This window comes from Streptomyces sp. NPDC107471 (genome assembly GCF_055582845.1).
This window is the reverse complement of sequence record NZ_JBVJPC010000016.1, coordinates 37164-54866: the sequence shown is the minus strand read 5'-3', so window position 1 is coordinate 54866 and position 17703 is coordinate 37164. Positions and strand designations below refer to the sequence as shown.

The window sequence follows — 17703 nt, the reverse complement described above, 5'->3', positions numbered from 1 at the left end:
CCTCGACATCTAGCCCGGGGTGCAACCGCTCAAACGTTCCCTTGGGAGCGCTCCGGAAGGGCGCTCCTACGCCGCCTTCCTTTTCATGTACTCCGCGATCTCCGTCATCGGCGGCCGCTCCTCGGTGTCCACCGAGTAGGTACGCGGCTCGAAGCCCTCCCGGCCCCGCTCGAACTGGGTGAGGGCGGGCCGGATCAAGTGGCCGCGGGCCAGCCGGAGCTGGGCCGTGCGGTAGATCGCGGCGGACATCCGGCCCAGCGCCTGCCCGTCCTGGTGCCGGTGCCTGCGCACCCCCACGTCGACCTGGGCCAGCGCGTCCAGACCGACCAGGTGCAGGGCGTCGACCAGCATCCCCAGCTCGACGCCGTAGCCGACGGGGAACGGCAACTGCTCCAGCAGCGAGCGCCGGGCCGCGTACTCGCCGCCCAGCGGCTGCACGAAACCGGCGAGCTGCGGCCAGTGCATGTTCAGCAGCGGGCGCGCCATGAGCTCGGTGACCCGGCCGCCCTGCCCGGCGGCGCCGCCCAGGGGACGGTCGTACATGCCCTTGACCAGGTCGACCTCGGGGTCGGTGAGCAGCGGGCCGACGATGCCGGAGACGAAGTCCGAGGAGAACTCCTGAAGGTCGGCGTCGATGAAGCAGACGATGTCCCCGGTGGTGACGAGCAGGGAGCGCCACAGGACCTCGCCCTTGCCGGGCACGGCCGGGATGCGCGGCAGGATGTCGTCGCGGTGGACGACCCGGGCGCCGGCCGCGGCGGCGACCTGGGAGGTGCGGTCGGTCGAGCCCGAGTCGACGACGACCAGTTCGTCGACGAGCGGGACCTGCCGCATGAGGTCGTGCCGGATCACGGCGACGATGTCACCGACCGTCGCCTCCTCGTTGAGGGCCGGCAGGACGACACTGACCGTCCGGCCCGTGGCCCGTTTCGCCGCCATGATCCGGTGGAGCGGGCGATCAGCCACGGACCAGGAACGGGTCGCCAGCCAGCGCTCGACTTCGTTCAGCACAGTGCGCGGCTCCTCTTCGTGTGATCTGCGTGTGATCCATCTCGCCGTTCGGACGACTATCTCAACTGTCCTGGTCGTCGGTTACAGTCTTGAACAACGCGGGTGACCATCGCATGTCCGGGGTGGCCCACCGCTCACAACTTCATACCGCTCATCCAGAGGGGCAGAGGGATACGGCCCGATGAAGCCCCGGCAACCCTCCAGTCGGCTCTCGTAGCGATCACTGACGATCGTCTCCGCGAGGCTCCCGACTCGGGAAGGTGCCAAATCCGTCTCACGGCGAAGTGCGTCGTGAGGAAGATGAGGAGAAAGGGCCTCGCCTCCATGGCTGCGCAGACTGTTGCAAGCACCACGAACTCCGTCGACCTGGGTCCCGCCGCGGCGCTGAGCTGCCGCGAATGCGGCCACCGCGTCCCGCTCGGACCGGTCTTCGCCTGTGAGGAGTGTTTCGGCCCGCTCGAGATCGCGTACGACTTCTCGGCCTACGACACCGAGGAGCTCCGCAAGCGGATCGAGGCGGGACCCGCGAACATCTGGCGCTACGCCCCGCTGCTGCCCGTCCCCGCGGACGTGGCGGACAAGCCCAACATCAACCCCGGCTGGACCCAGCTCGTCAAGGCCGACAACCTCGCCCGTGAACTGGGCGTGACCGGCGGCCTGTACGTCAAGGACGACTCCGGCAACCCGACGCACTCCTTCAAGGACCGCGTCGTCGCGCAGGCCCTGGAGGCCGCCCGCGCCTTCGGCTTCACCACGCTCTCCTGCTCCTCGACCGGCAACCTGGCCGGTGCGGTGGGCGCCGCCGCGGCCCGCGCCGGCTTCCGTTCCTGCGTGTTCATCCCGCAAGACCTGGAGCAGGGCAAGGTCGTCATGGCCGCGATCTACGGCGGCGAGCTCGTCGGCATCGAGGGCAACTACGACGACGTGAACCGCTTCTGCTCCGAGCTGATCGGCGACCCGGCCGGCGAGGGCTGGGGCTTCGTCAACGTCAACCTGCGGCCGTACTACGCGGAGGGCTCCAAGACCCTGGCGTACGAGATCTGCGAGCAGCTCGGCTGGAAGCTCCCCGACCAGTTGGTCGTGCCGATCGCCTCCGGCTCGCAGCTCACGAAGATCGACAAGGGGCTCCAGGAGCTGATCAAGCTCGGGCTCGTCGAGGACAGGCCGTACAAGATCTTCGGTGCCCAGGCGGAGGGGTGCAGCCCGGTGTCCGTCGCCTACAAGGCCGGGCACGACGTGGTCCGCCCCCAGAAGCCGAACACCATCGCCAAGTCCCTCGCCATCGGCAACCCGGCGGACGGTCCGTACGTGCTCGACATCGCCCGGCGCACCGGCGGTGCGGTGGAGGACGTCAACGACGAGCAGGTCGTGGACGCCATCAAGCTGCTGGCGCGGACCGAGGGCATCTTCGCGGAGACCGCGGGTGGGGTGACCGTGGGTGTCACCAGGAAGCTGATCGAGAACGGGCTGCTGGATCCCTCGCTGACGACCGTGGTGCTGAACACGGGTGACGGTCTGAAGACCTTGGACGCGGTGGCGGGTACGGGGCTGACGGCGACGATTCGGCCCAACCTGGATTCGTTCCGTGAGGCCGGCCTCGCGTAGTCGTTGTCCCTAACCTGACCGGAGGTCTTTCATCATGAGCGTTTCCGTCCGTATCCCCACCATCCTGCGCACCTACACCGGCGGCCAGGCCGAGGTGCAGGCCGAGGGTGGGACCCTCGCCGAGGTCATCGCCGATCTGGAGAAGAACCACACCGGTATCGCCGCGCGTGTTCTCGACGACCAGGGCCAACTGCGGCGGTTCGTGAATGTGTACGTGAACGACGACGACGTGCGGTTCGAGCAGGGGCTGGAGACGGCGACGCCCGACGGGGCCGGTGTCTCCATCATCCCGGCGGTCGCCGGCGGGTGACCGTATGACTGGTCATTACCTTCGGTAACAGGAATTACCGAGTGTTCATCCGATTGCCCCCTCCGTGAGAGAAGCGGAGGGGGCAATTCTCTATGGTTGAGCGCGGTACAGTTGGGGAAGCTGCTGCTTCCTCCATGCCGGGCGCATATGAGTTCCGACTTCGGATGCGACGAGAAGTAGCCAAAGTGTGTGGGTTCTTTGTGTCTTATGCTCCTTTTATGGGGCCCGACTTGCCCCGAATTCGGGCGAATTCTCACTACATTCCGGACCCCTTCCGTCCAGAATTCTCGTCCGATTGACCTGTTGCAGACGGCAGTTGGACAGATACATTCAGCCGCGGTCGACGCGTTCCGGCGCACGCCCCCAACCATGTGGGGGGTGAGGTCTGACCCGGATCCACGAAGTGTGGGTCCGTGCAAGGGCCAGTAATAGGGGAGTTAGGCATGGCTCAGGGCACCGTCAAGTGGTTCAACGCGGAGAAGGGGTACGGCTTCATCGCGGTCGACGGTGGTGCGGATGTATTCGTCCACTACAGCGCGATTCAGATGGACGGCTACCGCACCCTTGAAGAGGGCCAGCGGGTCGAGTTCGAGATCTCGCAGGGTCAGAAGGGGCCGCAGGCGGACATGGTTCGTCTCGCGACTGGCTGAAGCACGCGCCGGGTAACAACAGCGTCGTTCTTCGTTCTTCTTCGAAGGGCTCGTACCCCATGGGGAGTCATGGGTACGGGCCCTTCGGCATGTGTCTCCGACGGTGGCGCGACTTCGTCCGCGGGCTCGGTGGGGGCGGGCGTTTTGCGCAGTTCCCCGCGCCCCTGGGTGCCTGGCTGCAACCTCCCCAGGGGCGCGGGGAACTGCGCGCTCAGCCCCCGTCGGCCGGTAGTGGCGCGACGACCGAACGCATCCCGGTCTTCGGTAGGCGCTTGCACTCGACCATGCCGAGTGCTAATCATTGGCGTTAGCACTCTGAAGGTGAGAGTGACAAAGATGGACCGGGTCGGTGAGGCCCGCAGGCCTTGTGGGGCAAGGATCCACAGGCCGGCGAGCCGTCCGTCGCGGGCGCGGGCGCGGTCCGAAGGAATCACCCCCAGTCCTGGAGGGACCACTTCACATGGCCAAGATCATCGCGTTCGACGAGGAGGCGCGGCGCGGCCTCGAGCGCGGCATGAACCAGCTCGCGGACGCCGTCAAGGTGACGCTCGGCCCCAAGGGCCGCAACGTCGTCCTCGAGAAGAAGTGGGGCGCCCCCACGATCACCAACGATGGTGTCTCCATCGCCAAGGAGATCGAGCTCGAGGACCCGTACGAGAAGATCGGCGCCGAGCTGGTCAAGGAAGTCGCCAAGAAGACGGACGACGTCGCCGGTGACGGTACGACCACCGCGACCGTGCTCGCCCAGGCCCTGGTCAAGGAAGGCCTGCGCAACGTAGCCGCCGGCGCCAACCCCATGGCCCTCAAGCGCGGTATCGAGAAGGCCGTCGAGGCCGTCTCCGCCGCCCTGCTCGAGCAGGCCAAGGATGTCGAGACCAAGGAGCAGATCGCCTCCACGGCCTCCATCTCCGCCGCCGACACCCAGATCGGCGAGCTCATCGCCGAGGCGATGGACAAGGTCGGCAAGGAAGGCGTCATCACCGTCGAGGAGTCCCAGACCTTCGGTCTGGAGCTCGAGCTCACCGAGGGTATGCGCTTCGACAAGGGCTACATCTCGGCGTACTTCGCCACCGACATGGAGCGGATGGAGGCGTCGCTCGACGACCCCTACATCCTGATCGCCAACTCCAAGATCGGCTCCGTCAAGGACCTGCTCCCGCTCCTGGAGAAGGTCATGCAGTCGGGCAAGCCGCTGCTGATCATCGCCGAGGACGTCGAGGGCGAGGCCCTGTCGACCCTGGTCGTCAACAAGATCCGTGGCACCTTCAAGTCCGTCGCCGTCAAGGCCCCGGGCTTCGGTGACCGCCGCAAGGCCATGCTCGGCGACATCGCCATCCTCACGGGCGGCGAGGTCATCTCCGAGGAGGTCGGCCTCAAGCTGGAGAACGCGACCCTGGACCTCCTGGGCCGCGCCCGCAAGGTCGTCATCACCAAGGACGAGACCACCATCGTCGACGGTGCCGGTTCCTCGGACCAGGTCAACGGCCGCGTGAACCAGATCCGCGCCGAGATCGAGAACAGCGACTCGGACTACGACCGCGAGAAGCTCCAGGAGCGCCTGGCCAAGCTCGCCGGTGGCGTCGCCGTCATCAAGGCCGGTGCCGCGACCGAGGTCGAGCTCAAGGAGCGCAAGCACCGCATCGAGGACGCCGTGCGCAACGCCAAGGCGGCCGTCGAGGAGGGCATCGTCGCCGGTGGTGGCGTGGCCCTGCTCCAGGCCTCCCAGGTCTTCGAGAAGCTGGAGCTCGAGGGTGACGAGGCGACCGGCGCCAACGCCGTGAAGCTCGCCCTGGAGGCCCCGCTCAAGCAGATCGCCGTCAACGGTGGTCTCGAGGGTGGCGTCGTCGTCGAGAAGGTCCGCAACCTCACCGTCGGCCACGGCCTCAACGCCGCGACCGGTGAGTACGTCGACATGATCGCCGAGGGCATCATCGACCCGGCGAAGGTGACCCGCTCTGCCCTGCAGAACGCCGCCTCCATCGCCGCGCTGTTCCTCACCACCGAGGCCGTCATCGCCGACAAGCCGGAGAAGGCCGCCGCGCCCGCCGGTGGCGGCATGCCGGGCGGCGACATGGACTTCTGATCACCCCGGACCGCGAGGTCCGACGGCTGATCAGCGTCCTTTGCCGGGGGCGGCCCTTCCTGGGAACAGGGGGTGGCCGCCCCCGGTCTTTTCGTGCGCTATGCTTGATCACGAGCCGCTCGACGTGAACTCCCGTCGGTCGACTACGCGTTGGTGGTCCAAGGAAAGACGCCCCGCTTCCTGCGGGGAGATGCAGGTGCAAGGCCTGCCCAGCGCTCAAGACGAAGCCCGTCCCACACGAGTGGGGCGGGCTTCTTCCATGCGTGGCCGGTGGCCGGACGGGACGGGCCTCCCAGGTTGGTTGACTCAGGCAAGGGGCGTGGGCTGGAGTGAGGCGCATCAGCCCCGACCTGTGAGGAGTTCGACCGATGACGTCAGCCGAGGGTCTCGAAGTGCGCACCGCGGCCGGTGCCGTGCGCGGGCGCGCCGAGGACGGACTGGTGGTCTTCCGGGGAATCCCGTTCGCCGAACCGCCGGTGGGCGAGGCGCGGTTCCAGGCACCACGGCCCGTCAGGGGCTGGGAGGGGACCCGGGAGGCGTACGCCTTCGGCCCCCCGCCCCCGCAGGAGGCCGCCTTCCAGGGCCGGGCCGCGGGGCCGCCGACGCCCACCGGTGACGACTGGCTGACGGTCAACGTCTGGACCCCCGACACGGACCCGGCGGCCCGTCGCCCGGTGATGGTGTGGATCTACGGCGGCGCCTACAAGCTCGGCCACGCCGGCAGCCCCGGCTACGACGCCCAGCATCTCGCGCGCGCCGGTGACGTGGTCGTCGTGACCTTCAACTACCGCGTCGGCATCGAGGGGTTCGCCCTGCTGGAGGGGGCGCCCGCGAACCGGGGGCTGCTGGACCAGGTCGCGGCGCTGGAGTGGGTGCGGGACAACATCACGGCGTTCGGCGGGGACCCCGGGCAGGTCACGGTGTTCGGGGAGTCGGCGGGCGCCGGATCGGTGGCCTCGCTGCTGGCGATGCCCGGCGCGCGGGGCCTGTTCGGACGGGCCGTGGCGCAGAGCGTGCCCGGCACTTACTTCTCCGCCGAACTCGCCCGGGACATAGCGGTGGAGCTCGCCAAGGAGGCGGGACAGGCGCCGACGGCCGCGGCGCTGTCCACCGTCGATCCGCGTGAACTGCCCGCGGCCGGTGAGCGGTTGGGCCCGCGGATGCGGGAGTACGGCGACCGGTGGGGGCAGGCGGCGCCGACCGTGACGCCGTTCGCGCCGGTCGTCGACGGGGAGGTGCTGCCGTGCACGCCCTGGGAGGCGCTGGCGGCGGGCGCCGGGCGGGACGTGGGCCTGCTCGTCGGGCACAACCGGGACGAGTTCCGGCTCTTCCTCGCCCTCGGCGAGCAGCTCGGCAGGATCACCGAGGAGCAGGCGGCCGCTGCCCTGCGGACCTTCGCGCCGGGCCCGGACGGCGAGCGCTCCTACCGCGAGGCCTTCCCGGACGCCACCCCGACCGGACTCTACGAACGCGTCCAGACGGACTGGCTGTTCAACCTGCCCTCCCTGCGGCTGGCCGAGGCGCAGACCGCCGGCGGCGGCCGGGCCCACCTGTACGAACTGACCTGGAGCGCACCGGCGTTCAACGGCGCGCTCGGCGCGTGCCACGGCCTGGACATCCCGCTGCTGTTCGGCACGTACGACGCCGATCTCGGGGCCCTGCTGTTCGCGGGGGCCGGGGTGCCGGACGAGGCCAGGGCGCTCACCGCGCGCTTCCAGTCGGCGTGGACCGCCTTCGCGCGGACCGGGGACCCGGGGTGGCCGGCGTACGACGACGAGGGGCGCGCCACTCAGGTCCTGGACGTGACGCCGGAGGTGCGGCCGTACCCGGAGGAGGTGGCGCGGCGGCTGTGGGAGGGGTACGACTTCGCGCCGCTGCCGCTGCTGAAGTAGGCGGCGCCTCTAGAGGTTGCCGAGCGGCTCGATGTCGACCCTGACCGGGGTGCCCCACACCCGCAGCACCTCGTAGTCGGTGAACTCGTGGACGAGCCGGTACGCCATCGCGGCGCGCGGCCCGCGACGCTGGGCGGTGAGGTAGAGCTCGGCCTCGTGCCGGTCCCGCCTCGGCGTCCCGCAGAGCTGCCACTCCTGGCCGGTCCACTGCTCCGGCAGCCAGCGCTGCTGGGGCTGGGGCCGGTCCTCCCGCACCCCGTACCGGGAGGGCGCGGAGTCGGTGGAGCGGGGCCGTGCGGAGGGGCCGTTGATCTCGGCGCGGCGGGCCGCCCTGCGCCGCGTCTCGCACAGCAGGCACAAGTCGGGGGCGTTCTCGTCGACCGGTCCGTTCGGGTGCTCGGCACAGCGGGTGCTGGGGGCGGCGGTGGTGACGCTGTCCTCCAGCAGCTCCAGCGCACGCTTCAGGTCCGCCCTGACCTCGTGCAGCTTGGCGTCCGGGGCGTCGGCCGTGAGCGAGTCGCCGTGCTCGCCGAGCACACGGAGGGCACGGCCTAGAGCGGTGAGCTGGGCGTGGTTCATGGCTTCAGGGTACGAGTGCGACGGCATGGGCCGAGCCCCCGCAGGTGGTGCCGCACCTGCGGGGGCTCCGCTCAGCCCATGCTCTTGGCGCCGTCCAGGGACTCGCGGATGATGTCGGCGTGGCCCGCGTGCTGGGCGGTCTCGGCGGCGATGTGCAGCAGCACCCGGCGGGCCGACCATCGCCCCCCGGGCTCGTTCCAGGGTGCCTCGGGCAGCGGGTGGGACGCGTTCAGGTCGGGCAGGGCCGTGACGAGTTCGTCGGTCCTGCGGGCCGTCTCGTCGTAGTCGGCCAGCACGCCGGCAAGGGTCTCGCCGGGCTGCATCCGGAACTCGTCGGCCCGCCGGGCGAAGTCGGCCTCGGTCATGGCGGTGAAGTCGGGCATGGCCGAGGGGCCGTTGCGGATGAAGTCCACCCAGTGCCGCTCCACCGACGTGACGTGCTTGATCAGGCCGCCCAGACACAGCTCGCTGGCGGTGGTCCGCTGCCCGGCCTGCTCGTCGGTGAGATCACGGGTCGTGAAGCGCAGGAAGCGCCGGCTGTGGGCCAGCGCCTCCAGCAGGTCGGTGCGCTCGTCGGTGGCGGTGGCGTGCGTGGTGTTGGTCATGGGGCCACGGTAGGAGTCGTATAGGTCAGATCCTGACCTCTATGACCGCCTTGACGAAGACGGACCACGACTCGGGCCGGAGCGTGAGCCTCGGGCCGTAGGGGGTCTTGGAGTCACGGACGGGGACGGTGGTGGGGTGACCGAGGTTCACTTCGAGGCAGTCGCCGCCTTGACCGCCGCTGTACGTGGACTTGCGCCAGGATTCAGGAGTGTTCCTCATGTGCGTAATCCTGCGCCACCGACTCGATCAAGACCAGGGAATCGGCGGGGGAAAGGGACGCGGCCAGCAGGAGCTTGAACATGCGGGTGTGCCGGGTGACGGTGGCCGGATCGTCCGACAGCTTGCCCACGTCAGGTGCCTCTACGAAGGACAGCGGGGGCGCGTCGTCGAACTCCATCAGCTTCAGGGGGCCGTCCAGCGCCGCGTGTGCGCCCGCTCTGAACGGCAGCACCTGCACGATGACCCGATGCCTTCGCGCGAGGCCGGCCATGTGGCGCAGCGCCTCCGCCATGACCGCCTCGCTGCCGATCCACCTCCTGACGGCGGCCTCGTCCAGTACCACCCACAACAACGGCGTTGTTGGATCGGCGAGGAGCCTCGTGCGGTCGAGGCGGGCCGCGACCAACGCCTCGATCTCGTCGTCCGGGGCGGTCGGCCTGTACGCACGGAACACGGCCTCCGCATACGCCGGTGTCTGAAGCAACCCCGGGATCAACAGTGGCGCGTACTGACTGATGGCGGAAGCCCGCGCCTCCGCCTCCGCGGCCTCCGCGAAGTGCTCCGGGTACTTCGACTTCGCTGCTGCCCCACAGTTGCGCCGGAAGAAGTCCTGCGTCTCCAGGACCTCGTCCAGCAGTCGCGCGACATCCCGCTGCATCCTGCGCGTGCCCGCTTCCAACTGGCCCACGAACGACCCGCTCACGAACAGCCGTTGGCCCAGTTCCTCCTGGCTCAGTCCCGCCTTCTCCCGCGCGTGCCGCAGCTCCGCGCCCAGCAGTGCCCTCGGTGACGACGACGGGTCGAGGTCCTTCGGTCCCGGCATGTGCGACTCCCCGTTCACCAGGTGCGGTTGTTGGGCTGGCCCGTATGGCCAGGCTAGAGCCGTGACCGACACGCTGTGTTGCGAATCAACAACCCAGCGTGCCGATGGAGGAAAGCGTGCGGTCCACCGAGGAAGTCCTGGAGTCCCTGCGGGAGGCGCTCGTCGAGGTCGGCGTCGTGTTGCCGTCCCTCGCCGTCGACCCCCTCACCGGGGCGGGTGACGAGCCGTTCCCGTTGATCGACCTGGGGCGGTGCAACGTACGCACGGCCGAGCGGCTGGCGTCCGTGCTGCGCGGGGAGAGGCCGCCGGTGGGGTCGTTCGTCCTGGACGTGCGGGACGGGCGGGTGGGGGAGGTGATGGGGCACCTGGGCGGGAGAGTGCAGCTCAGGCCGCTCGGCGGGGGGCGGGAGTGGGACTGCCCGCCGGAGTCGACGGGGCCCGCGCCGCAGGCCGAGGTGTTGCGGGCGAGGGTGCGGAAGGTCAACAGGGAGGGTCGGATGCCCTGTTGAAATGAACCCATGCCTCTTCTGGACGCCCTCGCCCGCTTCAACAACGCCCACCCGTGGAGTCACAACGCCCACTTCCACCGGTGGATCATGCGCCAGTTGCCGAACCGCTTCGACCGGGCCCTGGACGTCGGCTGCGGCACGGGCGACCTGGCCCGGTTGCTGGCCACGCGGGCGAGGGAGGTCCAGGGCGTCGACAGCGACGAACGGATCATCGGCGAGGCGAGGCAGGCGACCGACCCCGGGCTCCCGGTCGCCTTCTCCGTCGCGGACGTCCTGTCGTACGAGGGCGGCGGCTACGACGTCATCACCTGCGTCGCGGTGCTCCACCACCTCCCGCTGACCGAGGCCCTCGTCGGGTTCCGGCAGCGACTTGCCCCGGGCGGCACCCTGGTGATCGTCGGCCTGACCCGGGAGGACACTCGCGTCCAGACCTTCCTCGGCCTCGTGTCCGTCCCGCTCAACCTGATCACCGGTTGGCTCAAGAACCGGGGGCGGCGGGCCCCACGCCCCGTCGCGATGACCGCCCCCACCCGCCCCGCCGACGTGCCGTACACCGAGTTCGCCCGCGAGGCGCGCCGTCTGCTGCCCGGGGTCCGGTTGCGGCGTCGGCTGTTCTGGCGCCACACCCTCGTGTGGAAAAAGGTGCGCGGGGATGTCGATCCAGGCAGGCTCTGAACGACGCAGGGGTGAGAGCACGACACCGCACGACACCACGCGAGAGGCGAAGACCATGCCCAAGGTCCGTGTACACAACGTGACGATCTCCCTCGACGGCTTCATGGCCGGGCGGAACCAGCGTCTGGACGCCCCGTTCGGCGACGGCGTCGGCTGGGGCGACGAACTGCACCGCTGGTTCGTCGCCGCGTCGGAGGACCTGGCCGCCGGGAAGGGCGGCACGGACGTCGAGTTCTACGTCCGCGGCGATGAGAACATCGGCGCCACGATCATGGGACGGAACATGTTCGGCCCACAGCGCGGACCGTGGGAGGACGAGTCCTGGCAGGGCTGGTGGGGCGAGAACCCGCCGTACCACCACGACGTCTTCGTCCACACCCACCATCCGCGCCCGGCGCTGGAGATGGCCGGCGGAACCACCTTCCACTTCACCGACGAGCCGCCGGAGACCGTCCTGCGGCGCGCGTTCGACGCCGCGGACGGCAAGGACGTCCGGATCGGCGGTGGCGCGGCGACCATCCGGCAGTACCTGCGCGCCGGGCTGATCGACGAGCTGCACCTGGTGGTCGCGCCGATGCTCATCGGGCGCGGCGAGCGGCTGCTCGACGACCTGGGCGAGGGGATCGACGGCTACCGGGTGGCGGAGCTGGTCGGCTCACCGAACGTCACCCACGCGGTGCTGGTCCGCCGCTGAGGGCCGCCCGCAGATGACCCCCCGACTCCTCCAGCAGCCGGGCCGCCGTGGGCCCGTCGACGTCGGCCAGGATCGTCAGGATGGCGTTCTTCACCTCGCCGTCGGTGGCGGCCAGGGCCCGCTCGACCTCCTCCTCGCCGGCGCCGGTGGCGAGGGCGACGATACGGCGGGAACGGGCGCGCAGCTTCTCGTTGGAGGCCCGGACGTCGACCATCAGGTTTCCGTAGGTCTTGCCGAGGCGGATCATCGTGATCGTCGACAGCATGTTGAGGACCAGCTTCTGCGCGGTGCCCGCCTTGAGGCGGGTGGAGCCGGTGAGCAGTTCGGGTCCCACGACCACCTCGATGCCGTGGTCGGCGGCCGCGGCGAGCGCGCTGTCCGCGTTGCAGGACAGGCCCACGGTCAACGCCCCCCGCGCGCGGGCGTGTTCGACCGCGCCCACGGCGTACGGGGTACGACCGGACGCGGACACCCCGACCACCGAGTCCACTTCGGTCACCGCGAGCCCGTCCAGGTCGGCCCGCGCCAGCTCCGCGGAGTCCTCCGCCCCCTCCACGGAGGTGACCAGGGCCCCGGGGCCGCCCGCGATCAGGCCGACCACCTGGGCGGGGTCGGTGTTGAAGGTCGGCGGGCACTCGGAGGCGTCCAGGACGCCGAGGCGTCCGGCGGTGCCGGCACCGGCGTAGATCAGCCGGCCGCCGCGGGCCATCCGCTCGGCGATCGCGTCGATGGCGGCGGCGATCCTCGGCAACTGCCGGGACACCGCTTCGGGCACCGAGGCGTCCTCGCCGTTCATCAGCCGGGCGATGTCGAGCGTCGGCAGCCTGTCGATGTCGGCGAGCTCGGGCCGGAAGGCCTCGGTGGTGAGCGTCTCCAACTGGGCTCGCAGATCACGCGGGTCGGAGGTGGAGGTCATGGAGGAGTGGCTCTTTCTTCGTGACCGACGTCTACCGGAAAACTCGTGCCTAGCGACGGTGCCGATGCGCCAGCGCCTCGTAGGACGCGGCCAGCGCGGGCGCCGCCGTCTCGTACGTGCGTTGCGCCACCCCCACGAACAGACAGTCCACCACGAGGAGCTGGCTGGTCCGTGACGACATCGCCGCGGGCCGCAGCTCGCTCTCCCGGGCCGTGGACGTCGTCAGCACATGGTCGGCGTACTGCGCCACCGCCCCGTCCGGCCGCCCGGTGATGGCCACCGTAGTGGCCCCGTGCTCGAACGCGACCCGCAACGGCTCGATGACGTCCCCGGTCGAACCCGAGTGCGTGATCGCGATCGCCACGTCTCCCGCGCGCAGTTGCACCGCGTTCGTCACGGCCAGGTGCGGATCGCTGTGCGCCTGCGCGATCAGCCCTATGCGCAGCAGCTTCTGGGTGAGGTCCTGCGCGACGAGTCCGGAGGCCCCCACCCCGTACACGTCGATCCGCCGGGCCGAGGCCGTCGCGGCGACCGCGGCGCCCAACTGCGCGGTGTCCAGCCCGGCCGCCGTGTCGGCGAGGGTCTGCTGCTCGTCGTAGGCGAGCTTGGCGACCACGTCCGCGATCGGGTCGTCCACCGCGATGTCGGTGGTGATGGCCGGCGCCCGCCCGGACTGCTGCTGCGCGGCCAGCCCGGCGAGGGCGAGCCGCAGGTCGCGGTAGCCGGGGTAGCCCAGCAGCCGGGCCGTCCGCACGACCGTCGCCTCGCTCGTCCCGGTCAGTTCGGCGAGGCCCGTGACGGTGAGCGCCGCGCACCCCGCGGGGTCGTTCGCGACGGCCTCGGCGACGCGGTGCATGGAGCGGGTCATGGACGGACCCAGCGTGCGCACCTTCGCGGCGAGAGCGCTGCCGAAAATTTCCTTCACTTCCTGGGGCACACCTGAAAGATATTTTCGGCTCCGACCCGTGGTCAAGAGCCCGCACAATGGCTCCATGGAGTCCATCGGTCCACTTGAGCAGACCCTGCACACCGCACGCGCCCTCGTGCTCGCCGACCTGGCCGCGGGCGAGGTCGCCGCCGCGGACGTGGTGTCGATGGTCGAGGACTCCGTCGTACAGCGCCGCTGGTGGGTGGAGCAGTGGCCGAAGGGCGCGGAGTTCGTCGCGGGCCTGGTCGCCCAGGACGTGCAGGACGCGCTGCTGGAACGCCACGGCCGCTGGCCCCTGTGCCCGGTGTGCGGCTCCGGCGACCCGCACGCTCTGGAGGTCGAGCCGGAACTGGGCCCCGACCCGCACTGGGTGTGCCACAAGGCGGGCGTGAAGGTCGCGGCCCTCGGCTCCCTCGGCACCGCGACGGGCGGGACCCCCTCCTCGTGACCGTCTACGTCGACCCACCCACCTGGCCGGGCCACGGCCGCATGTGGTCCCACCTGATCAGCGACGTCTCCTACGACGAACTGCACCTGTTCGCCCAGGAGTTGGGAGTCCCTCCCCGGGCCTTCGAACGCGACCACTACGACATCCCCGCCCACCGCTACGCCGACGTGGTCGCGGCGGGCGCGGTGGAGGTGAGCAGCCGCGAGGTGGTGCGGTTGCTCACGGGGGCGGGACTGCGCCGACGCAAGCGCCGCTAACCGGCCCCGCCGGGAAGGACGTACAGGCGCAGGCCCGTCTCCTTCTCGCCGTACGCCTGCTCCTCCTCGACCGTCGCGCGGGCGTAGCCGGCGCGGGCGATCACGCGTTGGGAGGCGGCGTTGTCGGGCTCGATCGTGGCGCAGAGGCTGCGGACGTCGTCGCGGGCCAGGGCCCAGTCGCTCAGGGCGCGCAGGGCCTCCGTGGCGTAGCCCCGGCCGCGGGCGCTCTCGGCCAGGTCGTAGCCGACCTCCGCGCGGCCGTCCTCGTCGGGGGCGCCGTGGAAGCCCATGCCGCCGATCGCCCGGCCGTCCTCCCGCCGTACGAGGACGAAGAGGCCGAACTCCGGGCGGTGGACGCCCGCCTCGTACGCCTTGATCGTCATGCCGGCGGCCTCGCGGGTGCCGTCGAAGGGGCCGTCCTCGACCCACTCGAAGTCGCCGTCGCCGCCCGCGGCCAGTTCGGCGGCGGAGGCGGGCGTGACGCCCTGGAGGGTCAGGCGCTCGGTGGGCAGGACGAGGTTGTTGCTCCAGCGCCGCCCGGTGCGCGGGGCACGGCCGGGCAGCTCGCCGCGGCCGGTGGCCCACAGCAGGGTGCGCCAGGGATCGGGGCCCGGCTGGACCTCCGGGAAGATCCGGGTCAGGACGTACTCGGGGAGCCGGGCGGGCGGCTCGTAGGCCAGGCCCAGGCCCTCGGCGATGTCGTACGTGTGCAGCAGCACCTCGGCGACGCCCATCGCGGCGAAGCCCACGCGGTTCGCGCTGCGGAAGGGGTACGGGTGGAAGGCGCGGACCTCGCGCGGGGTGGTGCGCAGGGTCGCGGCGAACAGGACGCCGGCCGTCTCGATCACCTGGAGGGCGCCCTCGGCGCCGGTGCCCTCGTCCAGGGCGATCTCGAAGGGGACGTACGCCTCCTGTGCCCGGCCCGCCAACTGCCCCGCGTACGCGATGAGATCGCCCGCGACGTGCTCGGCCGTCTGCAGACAGCTCCACTCCAGCCGGCCGGCCGGTACCCCGGACCAGTCCCGGTCCACCGCCTTCCGCAGGACCGCCACCGCGTCCGCGACGGCCTCCGTCACCTGTTCCGCGCCCATGTCTGCCATGCGGGCAGGCTAAGCCGCGAGGCGCCTCAGAGCGACAGCATTTCCAGCTCCGAGGCAAGGTTGTAGCGGGCCGTGGCCTCCCATTCCCGTGCCCCGTACGGCGTCCTGAACAGTCGCGGCAGGTCGAGCAGTTGCCGCAGGACCGCCGACCGGCCCTCCCGGAAGGCGTCGGTCGGCACGAAGCCGTACTCCTCGCGGACGGCGGCCGTGTAGGCGGCGTACGCGGAGGGCGGGGCGGCGAGGATCGCGAGGTCGGCGTCGCACAGGACCTGGCCGTCGCGGTCGTCGTCGGCGGGGGCGTGGGTGGTGGTGAGGCGGACGAGCCGGGCGACCTCGGCCGTCCCGTCGGCCGGGAGCCCGGCCTCGGCGAGGGCGCGTTCGGCGAGGCGGGCGGAGCGTTCCTCGTTCTCCGAGCGGTCCGGGAGGTAGACGGCGTCGTGGAACCATGCCGCGAGACGCACCAGGTCAGGCCGGTCCGCGTACTCCGCCAGGACGTCGACGTGGTCGAGGACCGCCGTCAGGTGGGACAGCGTGTGGTAGCGCCGCTGCGGCTCCCGCCAGCGGTCGAGGAGGTTGTCGGCGTACGGCGCCGGGTCGGGGCCGTCGCCGGCCCGCGCGCTCTCCAGGGCACGGGCGAAACGGTCGCGGAGGTCGTCGAGATCGGCCATGGCCTCATTGTCCCCCTGCCCGTCCCCTGGCACGTTGTCCGCATGACTGCTGACGACGTACGCGACCCCGAGCTCCCCGGACGCCTCCTGACCACCGAACGCGACGCCCTGATCCCTCTCCTGCGCGCCCGCCCGGACACCGACTTCGCGCTGCCCACGCGGGCGTGTCCGGGGTGGAGCGTGCGCGATGTGCTGGCGCACTGCTCGGCCGCGCTGATGCGGGTCGTCGAGGGCCGCTTCGAGAAGGGGGTCTTCTCGCCCGAGTCGAACGACCGGGACATCGCCGAGCGCGCGGACTGGACGAACCAGCAGGTCGTCGACGAGCTGGAGCGCGGGATGACGGAGGCGGGCCCGGTGATCGCCGCGGCGGGCGGGGTGCTCGACCTCGTGGCGCTCGGGGAGTGGGTGCACGCGGGGGACGTGCGGGAGGTGTTCGGGGTGGCGGGCGCGTACGGCGGCGCCGGGCTGCCCGACGCGCTGCGCCTCCTCGCCCGTACGACCCGGGAGCGTGGCCATCTGCCCCTGCACGCCGATCTGGACGACCTGGACGAGCCGCTCCGGCTGGGCGACACGGCCGGCGACCGCACGCCGGCCCGCTACATCGGGGACGCGGCGACCCTCGTACGGCTGTACTCGGGGCGTCCGGTGGAGGGGCGGACGTACGAGCTCGCGGGGGTGGAGCAGAAGGAGCTGAACATCTTCGGCTGAGACGCGCCGGTGAGGGGGACCCCATGGCGGCGTATTGTTGAATTGGACTAGACCTGTAGCCGCCCGAGACCGTCGACGAATGGGGTCCCATGAGCAAGCGTGCAGTCCTGGAGGTGATCGCCCTCGACGTCGAGGACGCGGTCGCCGCCCAGGCCGGAGGCGCGGACCGGCTGGAACTGGTGACCGACATGGCGGCGGACGGTCTGACGCCGACGGTCTCGACGGTCACCGCGATCCGGGGCGCCGTGGACATCGCGCTGCGGGTGATGCTCCGGCTGTCGGACGGGTTCGGGGCGGGCGACGCCCACGACGTCGGCCGGCTGGTCGGGATCGCCGGGGAGATGCGGGAGGCCGGGGCCGAGGAGTTCGTGCTCGGCTTCCTGGACACGGCCGGTGAGGTGGATCTGGCAGCCGTGGAGCGGGTCGCCCAGGAGCTGGACGGCTGCCGCTGGACCTTCCACCGGGCGATCGACCACGCCTCGGACCGCGACGCCCTGCGCAAGCAGTTGGCCGACCTGCCCGGCCTAGACACCTACCTCACGGCGGGCTCCGCGACGGGCGTCGACGAGGGCCTGCCGGTGCTCCTCACGGAGGCGTCGAGGACGAGCGAACCGGGCTACGGCCAACAACTCCTCGTGGGCGGCGGCCTCCGCCTGGAACACGTGCCGAACCTGCGCGCGGCCGGCATCGACGCCTTCCACATCGGCGGCGCGGCCCGCCCGGGCGGCTGGGAGGAGCCGGTATCGGCGGCCGCGGTCAGCGAGTGGCGACGAGCTGTGGACCTGGGGTAACGAACCCGGTCCCGGCGGCCTCCGGCCGAGCGCCTCAGGGGCGCGGGGAACTGCGCGAGCAACCCCCGCGCACCCGCGGGCCGGGATCGTGGGCGCGGCACATCGGCGGGGCGGCGCGGGGGCGGCCGGTCCCAGCGGCCTCCGGACCGGGGGTGAGCCGAACGCCCCAGGGGCGCGGGGAACTGCGCGAGCAACCCCCTCGCACCCGCGGGCCGGGATCGTGGCGCGGCA

The 17703-nt window shown here is 71.1% G+C and carries 21 protein-coding genes and 1 riboswitch; of the genes, 12 read left to right on the top strand and 9 right to left on the bottom strand.

Annotated elements, in window-relative coordinates; all coding sequences use genetic code 11:
- Nucleotides 1-66 precede the first annotated feature (66 nt).
- Nucleotides 67-1011 carry a glucosyl-3-phosphoglycerate synthase gene (locus ACZ66S_RS37340; protein WP_469906031.1) on the bottom strand — a complete coding sequence of 315 codons (945 nt, stop codon included), beginning with the start codon at nt 1009-1011 and terminating at the stop codon, nt 67-69.
- Between the two features lie 148 nt (nt 1012-1159).
- A riboswitch (SAM riboswitch) is annotated at nt 1160-1318 on the top strand.
- Nucleotides 1319-1335: 17 nt separating this feature from the next.
- On the opposite strand from ACZ66S_RS37340, the gene thrC reads away from it, so the two are divergent.
- The 5 genes from thrC (at nt 1336) to ACZ66S_RS37315 (ending at nt 7551) form a co-directional block, all read left to right on the top strand.
- Nucleotides 1336-2616 carry a threonine synthase gene (gene thrC / locus ACZ66S_RS37335; RefSeq protein ID WP_469906030.1) on the top strand — a complete coding sequence of 427 codons (1281 nt, stop codon included), beginning with the start codon at nt 1336-1338 and terminating at the stop codon, nt 2614-2616.
- Nucleotides 2617-2650: 34 nt separating this feature from the next.
- A complete protein-coding gene (locus tag ACZ66S_RS37330) occupies nt 2651-2926 on the top strand; it encodes a MoaD/ThiS family protein (protein ID WP_469906029.1) in 276 nt (91 codons plus the stop codon).
- Nucleotides 2927-3369: 443 nt separating this feature from the next.
- Entirely contained in the window at nt 3370-3576 is a 207-nt protein-coding gene (locus ACZ66S_RS37325; protein WP_007382895.1) for a cold-shock protein, read from the top strand.
- A gap of 460 nt (nt 3577-4036) precedes the next feature.
- Nucleotides 4037-5659: a chaperonin GroEL gene (gene groL / locus ACZ66S_RS37320; RefSeq protein ID WP_020140084.1), complete on the top strand. Its 1623-nt coding sequence runs from the start codon at nt 4037-4039 to the stop codon at nt 5657-5659.
- A 368-nt stretch (nt 5660-6027) separates the two neighbouring features.
- The gene (locus tag ACZ66S_RS37315) at nt 6028-7551 is read left to right on the top strand and encodes a carboxylesterase/lipase family protein (RefSeq protein ID WP_469906028.1); all 1524 of its coding nucleotides are present in this window, start codon (nt 6028-6030) and stop codon (nt 7549-7551) included.
- 9 nt (nt 7552-7560) lie between these two features.
- Here ACZ66S_RS37315 and ACZ66S_RS37310 read toward each other — a convergent pair whose 3' ends face one another.
- From ACZ66S_RS37310 to ACZ66S_RS37295, 4 genes are all read right to left on the bottom strand, one after another.
- Nucleotides 7561-8130 carry a hypothetical protein gene (locus ACZ66S_RS37310; RefSeq protein ID WP_469906027.1) on the bottom strand — a complete coding sequence of 190 codons (570 nt, stop codon included), beginning with the start codon at nt 8128-8130 and terminating at the stop codon, nt 7561-7563.
- A 71-nt stretch (nt 8131-8201) separates the two neighbouring features.
- Complete coding sequence (locus ACZ66S_RS37305) at nt 8202-8735, bottom strand: DinB family protein (protein ID WP_469906026.1); 534 nt, start codon at nt 8733-8735, stop codon at nt 8202-8204.
- A 25-nt stretch (nt 8736-8760) separates the two neighbouring features.
- Entirely contained in the window at nt 8761-8955 is a 195-nt protein-coding gene (locus ACZ66S_RS37300; protein WP_469906025.1) for a DUF397 domain-containing protein, read from the bottom strand.
- Complete coding sequence (locus ACZ66S_RS37295) at nt 8939-9778, bottom strand: helix-turn-helix domain-containing protein (RefSeq protein ID WP_469906024.1); 840 nt, start codon at nt 9776-9778, stop codon at nt 8939-8941. Before ACZ66S_RS37295 ends, ACZ66S_RS37300 begins: the two co-directional genes overlap by 17 nt.
- A 116-nt stretch (nt 9779-9894) precedes the next feature.
- On the opposite strand from ACZ66S_RS37295, the gene ACZ66S_RS37290 reads away from it, so the two are divergent.
- The 3 genes from ACZ66S_RS37290 to ACZ66S_RS37280 are packed head-to-tail and all read left to right on the top strand — an operon-like array spanning nt 9895 to nt 11656.
- Entirely contained in the window at nt 9895-10287 is a 393-nt protein-coding gene (locus ACZ66S_RS37290) for a hypothetical protein (RefSeq protein WP_469906023.1), read from the top strand.
- Between the two features lie 9 nt (nt 10288-10296).
- Nucleotides 10297-10962, top strand: coding sequence for a class I SAM-dependent methyltransferase (locus tag ACZ66S_RS37285; protein ID WP_469906022.1), 666 nt, complete (start codon nt 10297-10299; stop codon nt 10960-10962).
- Between the two features lie 55 nt (nt 10963-11017).
- Nucleotides 11018-11656 (top strand): dihydrofolate reductase family protein, encoded by a 639-nt coding sequence (locus tag ACZ66S_RS37280; RefSeq protein WP_469906021.1) that lies wholly within the window; start codon nt 11018-11020, stop codon nt 11654-11656.
- Here the strand turns inward: ACZ66S_RS37280 and murQ are convergent.
- The gene (gene murQ / locus ACZ66S_RS37275; protein WP_469906020.1) at nt 11628-12572 is read right to left on the bottom strand and encodes an N-acetylmuramic acid 6-phosphate etherase; all 945 of its coding nucleotides are present in this window, start codon (nt 12570-12572) and stop codon (nt 11628-11630) included. The genes ACZ66S_RS37280 and murQ overlap by 29 nt on opposite strands.
- A gap of 49 nt (nt 12573-12621) precedes the next feature.
- A complete protein-coding gene (locus tag ACZ66S_RS37270) occupies nt 12622-13509 on the bottom strand; it encodes a MurR/RpiR family transcriptional regulator (protein ID WP_469906019.1) in 888 nt (295 codons plus the stop codon).
- 55 nt (nt 13510-13564) lie between these two features.
- Here ACZ66S_RS37270 and ACZ66S_RS37265 point away from each other — a divergent pair, with 55 nt between their 5' ends.
- Together ACZ66S_RS37265 and ACZ66S_RS37260 are read left to right on the top strand one after the other, a co-directional pair.
- Nucleotides 13565-13948 (top strand): hypothetical protein, encoded by a 384-nt coding sequence (locus tag ACZ66S_RS37265; RefSeq protein WP_469906018.1) that lies wholly within the window; start codon nt 13565-13567, stop codon nt 13946-13948.
- The gene (locus tag ACZ66S_RS37260) at nt 13945-14205 is read left to right on the top strand and encodes a DUF4031 domain-containing protein (RefSeq protein WP_469906017.1); all 261 of its coding nucleotides are present in this window, start codon (nt 13945-13947) and stop codon (nt 14203-14205) included. Before ACZ66S_RS37265 ends, ACZ66S_RS37260 begins: the two co-directional genes overlap by 4 nt.
- Here ACZ66S_RS37260 and ACZ66S_RS37255 read toward each other — a convergent pair.
- Both ACZ66S_RS37255 and ACZ66S_RS37250 read right to left on the bottom strand, forming a co-directional pair.
- Complete coding sequence (locus tag ACZ66S_RS37255) at nt 14202-15305, bottom strand: GNAT family N-acetyltransferase (RefSeq protein ID WP_469906016.1); 1104 nt, start codon at nt 15303-15305, stop codon at nt 14202-14204. The genes ACZ66S_RS37260 and ACZ66S_RS37255 overlap by 4 nt on opposite strands.
- 26 nt (nt 15306-15331) lie before the next feature.
- Complete coding sequence (locus tag ACZ66S_RS37250) at nt 15332-15973, bottom strand: HD domain-containing protein (protein WP_469906015.1); 642 nt, start codon at nt 15971-15973, stop codon at nt 15332-15334.
- A 42-nt stretch (nt 15974-16015) separates the two neighbouring features.
- Between ACZ66S_RS37250 and ACZ66S_RS37245 the strand changes: the two genes are divergently transcribed.
- On the top strand, nt 16016-16681 hold the full coding sequence (locus tag ACZ66S_RS37245; protein ID WP_469906014.1) for a maleylpyruvate isomerase family mycothiol-dependent enzyme: 666 nt from the start codon (nt 16016-16018) through the stop codon (nt 16679-16681).
- A gap of 89 nt (nt 16682-16770) precedes the next feature.
- Nucleotides 16771-17472 (top strand): copper homeostasis protein CutC, encoded by a 702-nt coding sequence (locus ACZ66S_RS37240; RefSeq protein ID WP_469906013.1) that lies wholly within the window; start codon nt 16771-16773, stop codon nt 17470-17472.
- Nucleotides 17473-17703 lie beyond the last annotated feature (231 nt).

Bases quoted from the DNA above. Each gene is read 5' to 3' on its own strand.
- ACZ66S_RS37325 (WP_007382895.1), top strand. From the start codon at position 3,370: ATGGCTCAGGGCACCGTCAAGTGGTTCAACGCGGAGAAGGGGTACGGC.
- thrC (WP_469906030.1), top strand. From the start codon at position 1,336: ATGGCTGCGCAGACTGTTGCAAGCACCACGAACTCCGTCGACCTGGGT.
- ACZ66S_RS37300 (WP_469906025.1), bottom strand. From the start codon at position 8,955: ATGAGGAACACTCCTGAATCCTGGCGCAAGTCCACGTACAGCGGCGGT.
- groL (WP_020140084.1), top strand. From the start codon at position 4,037: ATGGCCAAGATCATCGCGTTCGACGAGGAGGCGCGGCGCGGCCTCGAG.
- ACZ66S_RS37280 (WP_469906021.1), top strand. From the start codon at position 11,018: ATGCCCAAGGTCCGTGTACACAACGTGACGATCTCCCTCGACGGCTTC.
- ACZ66S_RS37330 (WP_469906029.1), top strand. From the start codon at position 2,651: ATGAGCGTTTCCGTCCGTATCCCCACCATCCTGCGCACCTACACCGGC.
- ACZ66S_RS37305 (WP_469906026.1), bottom strand. From the start codon at position 8,735: ATGACCAACACCACGCACGCCACCGCCACCGACGAGCGCACCGACCTG.
- ACZ66S_RS37265 (WP_469906018.1), top strand. From the start codon at position 13,565: ATGGAGTCCATCGGTCCACTTGAGCAGACCCTGCACACCGCACGCGCC.
- ACZ66S_RS37250 (WP_469906015.1), bottom strand. From the start codon at position 15,973: ATGGCCGATCTCGACGACCTCCGCGACCGTTTCGCCCGTGCCCTGGAG.
- ACZ66S_RS37240 (WP_469906013.1), top strand. From the start codon at position 16,771: ATGAGCAAGCGTGCAGTCCTGGAGGTGATCGCCCTCGACGTCGAGGAC.
- ACZ66S_RS37285 (WP_469906022.1), top strand. From the start codon at position 10,297: ATGCCTCTTCTGGACGCCCTCGCCCGCTTCAACAACGCCCACCCGTGG.
- ACZ66S_RS37315 (WP_469906028.1), top strand. From the start codon at position 6,028: ATGACGTCAGCCGAGGGTCTCGAAGTGCGCACCGCGGCCGGTGCCGTG.
- ACZ66S_RS37310 (WP_469906027.1), bottom strand. From the start codon at position 8,130: ATGAACCACGCCCAGCTCACCGCTCTAGGCCGTGCCCTCCGTGTGCTC.
- ACZ66S_RS37295 (WP_469906024.1), bottom strand. From the start codon at position 9,778: ATGCCGGGACCGAAGGACCTCGACCCGTCGTCGTCACCGAGGGCACTG.
- ACZ66S_RS37255 (WP_469906016.1), bottom strand. From the start codon at position 15,305: ATGGCAGACATGGGCGCGGAACAGGTGACGGAGGCCGTCGCGGACGCG.
- ACZ66S_RS37245 (WP_469906014.1), top strand. From the start codon at position 16,016: ATGACTGCTGACGACGTACGCGACCCCGAGCTCCCCGGACGCCTCCTG.
- murQ (WP_469906020.1), bottom strand. From the start codon at position 12,572: ATGACCTCCACCTCCGACCCGCGTGATCTGCGAGCCCAGTTGGAGACG.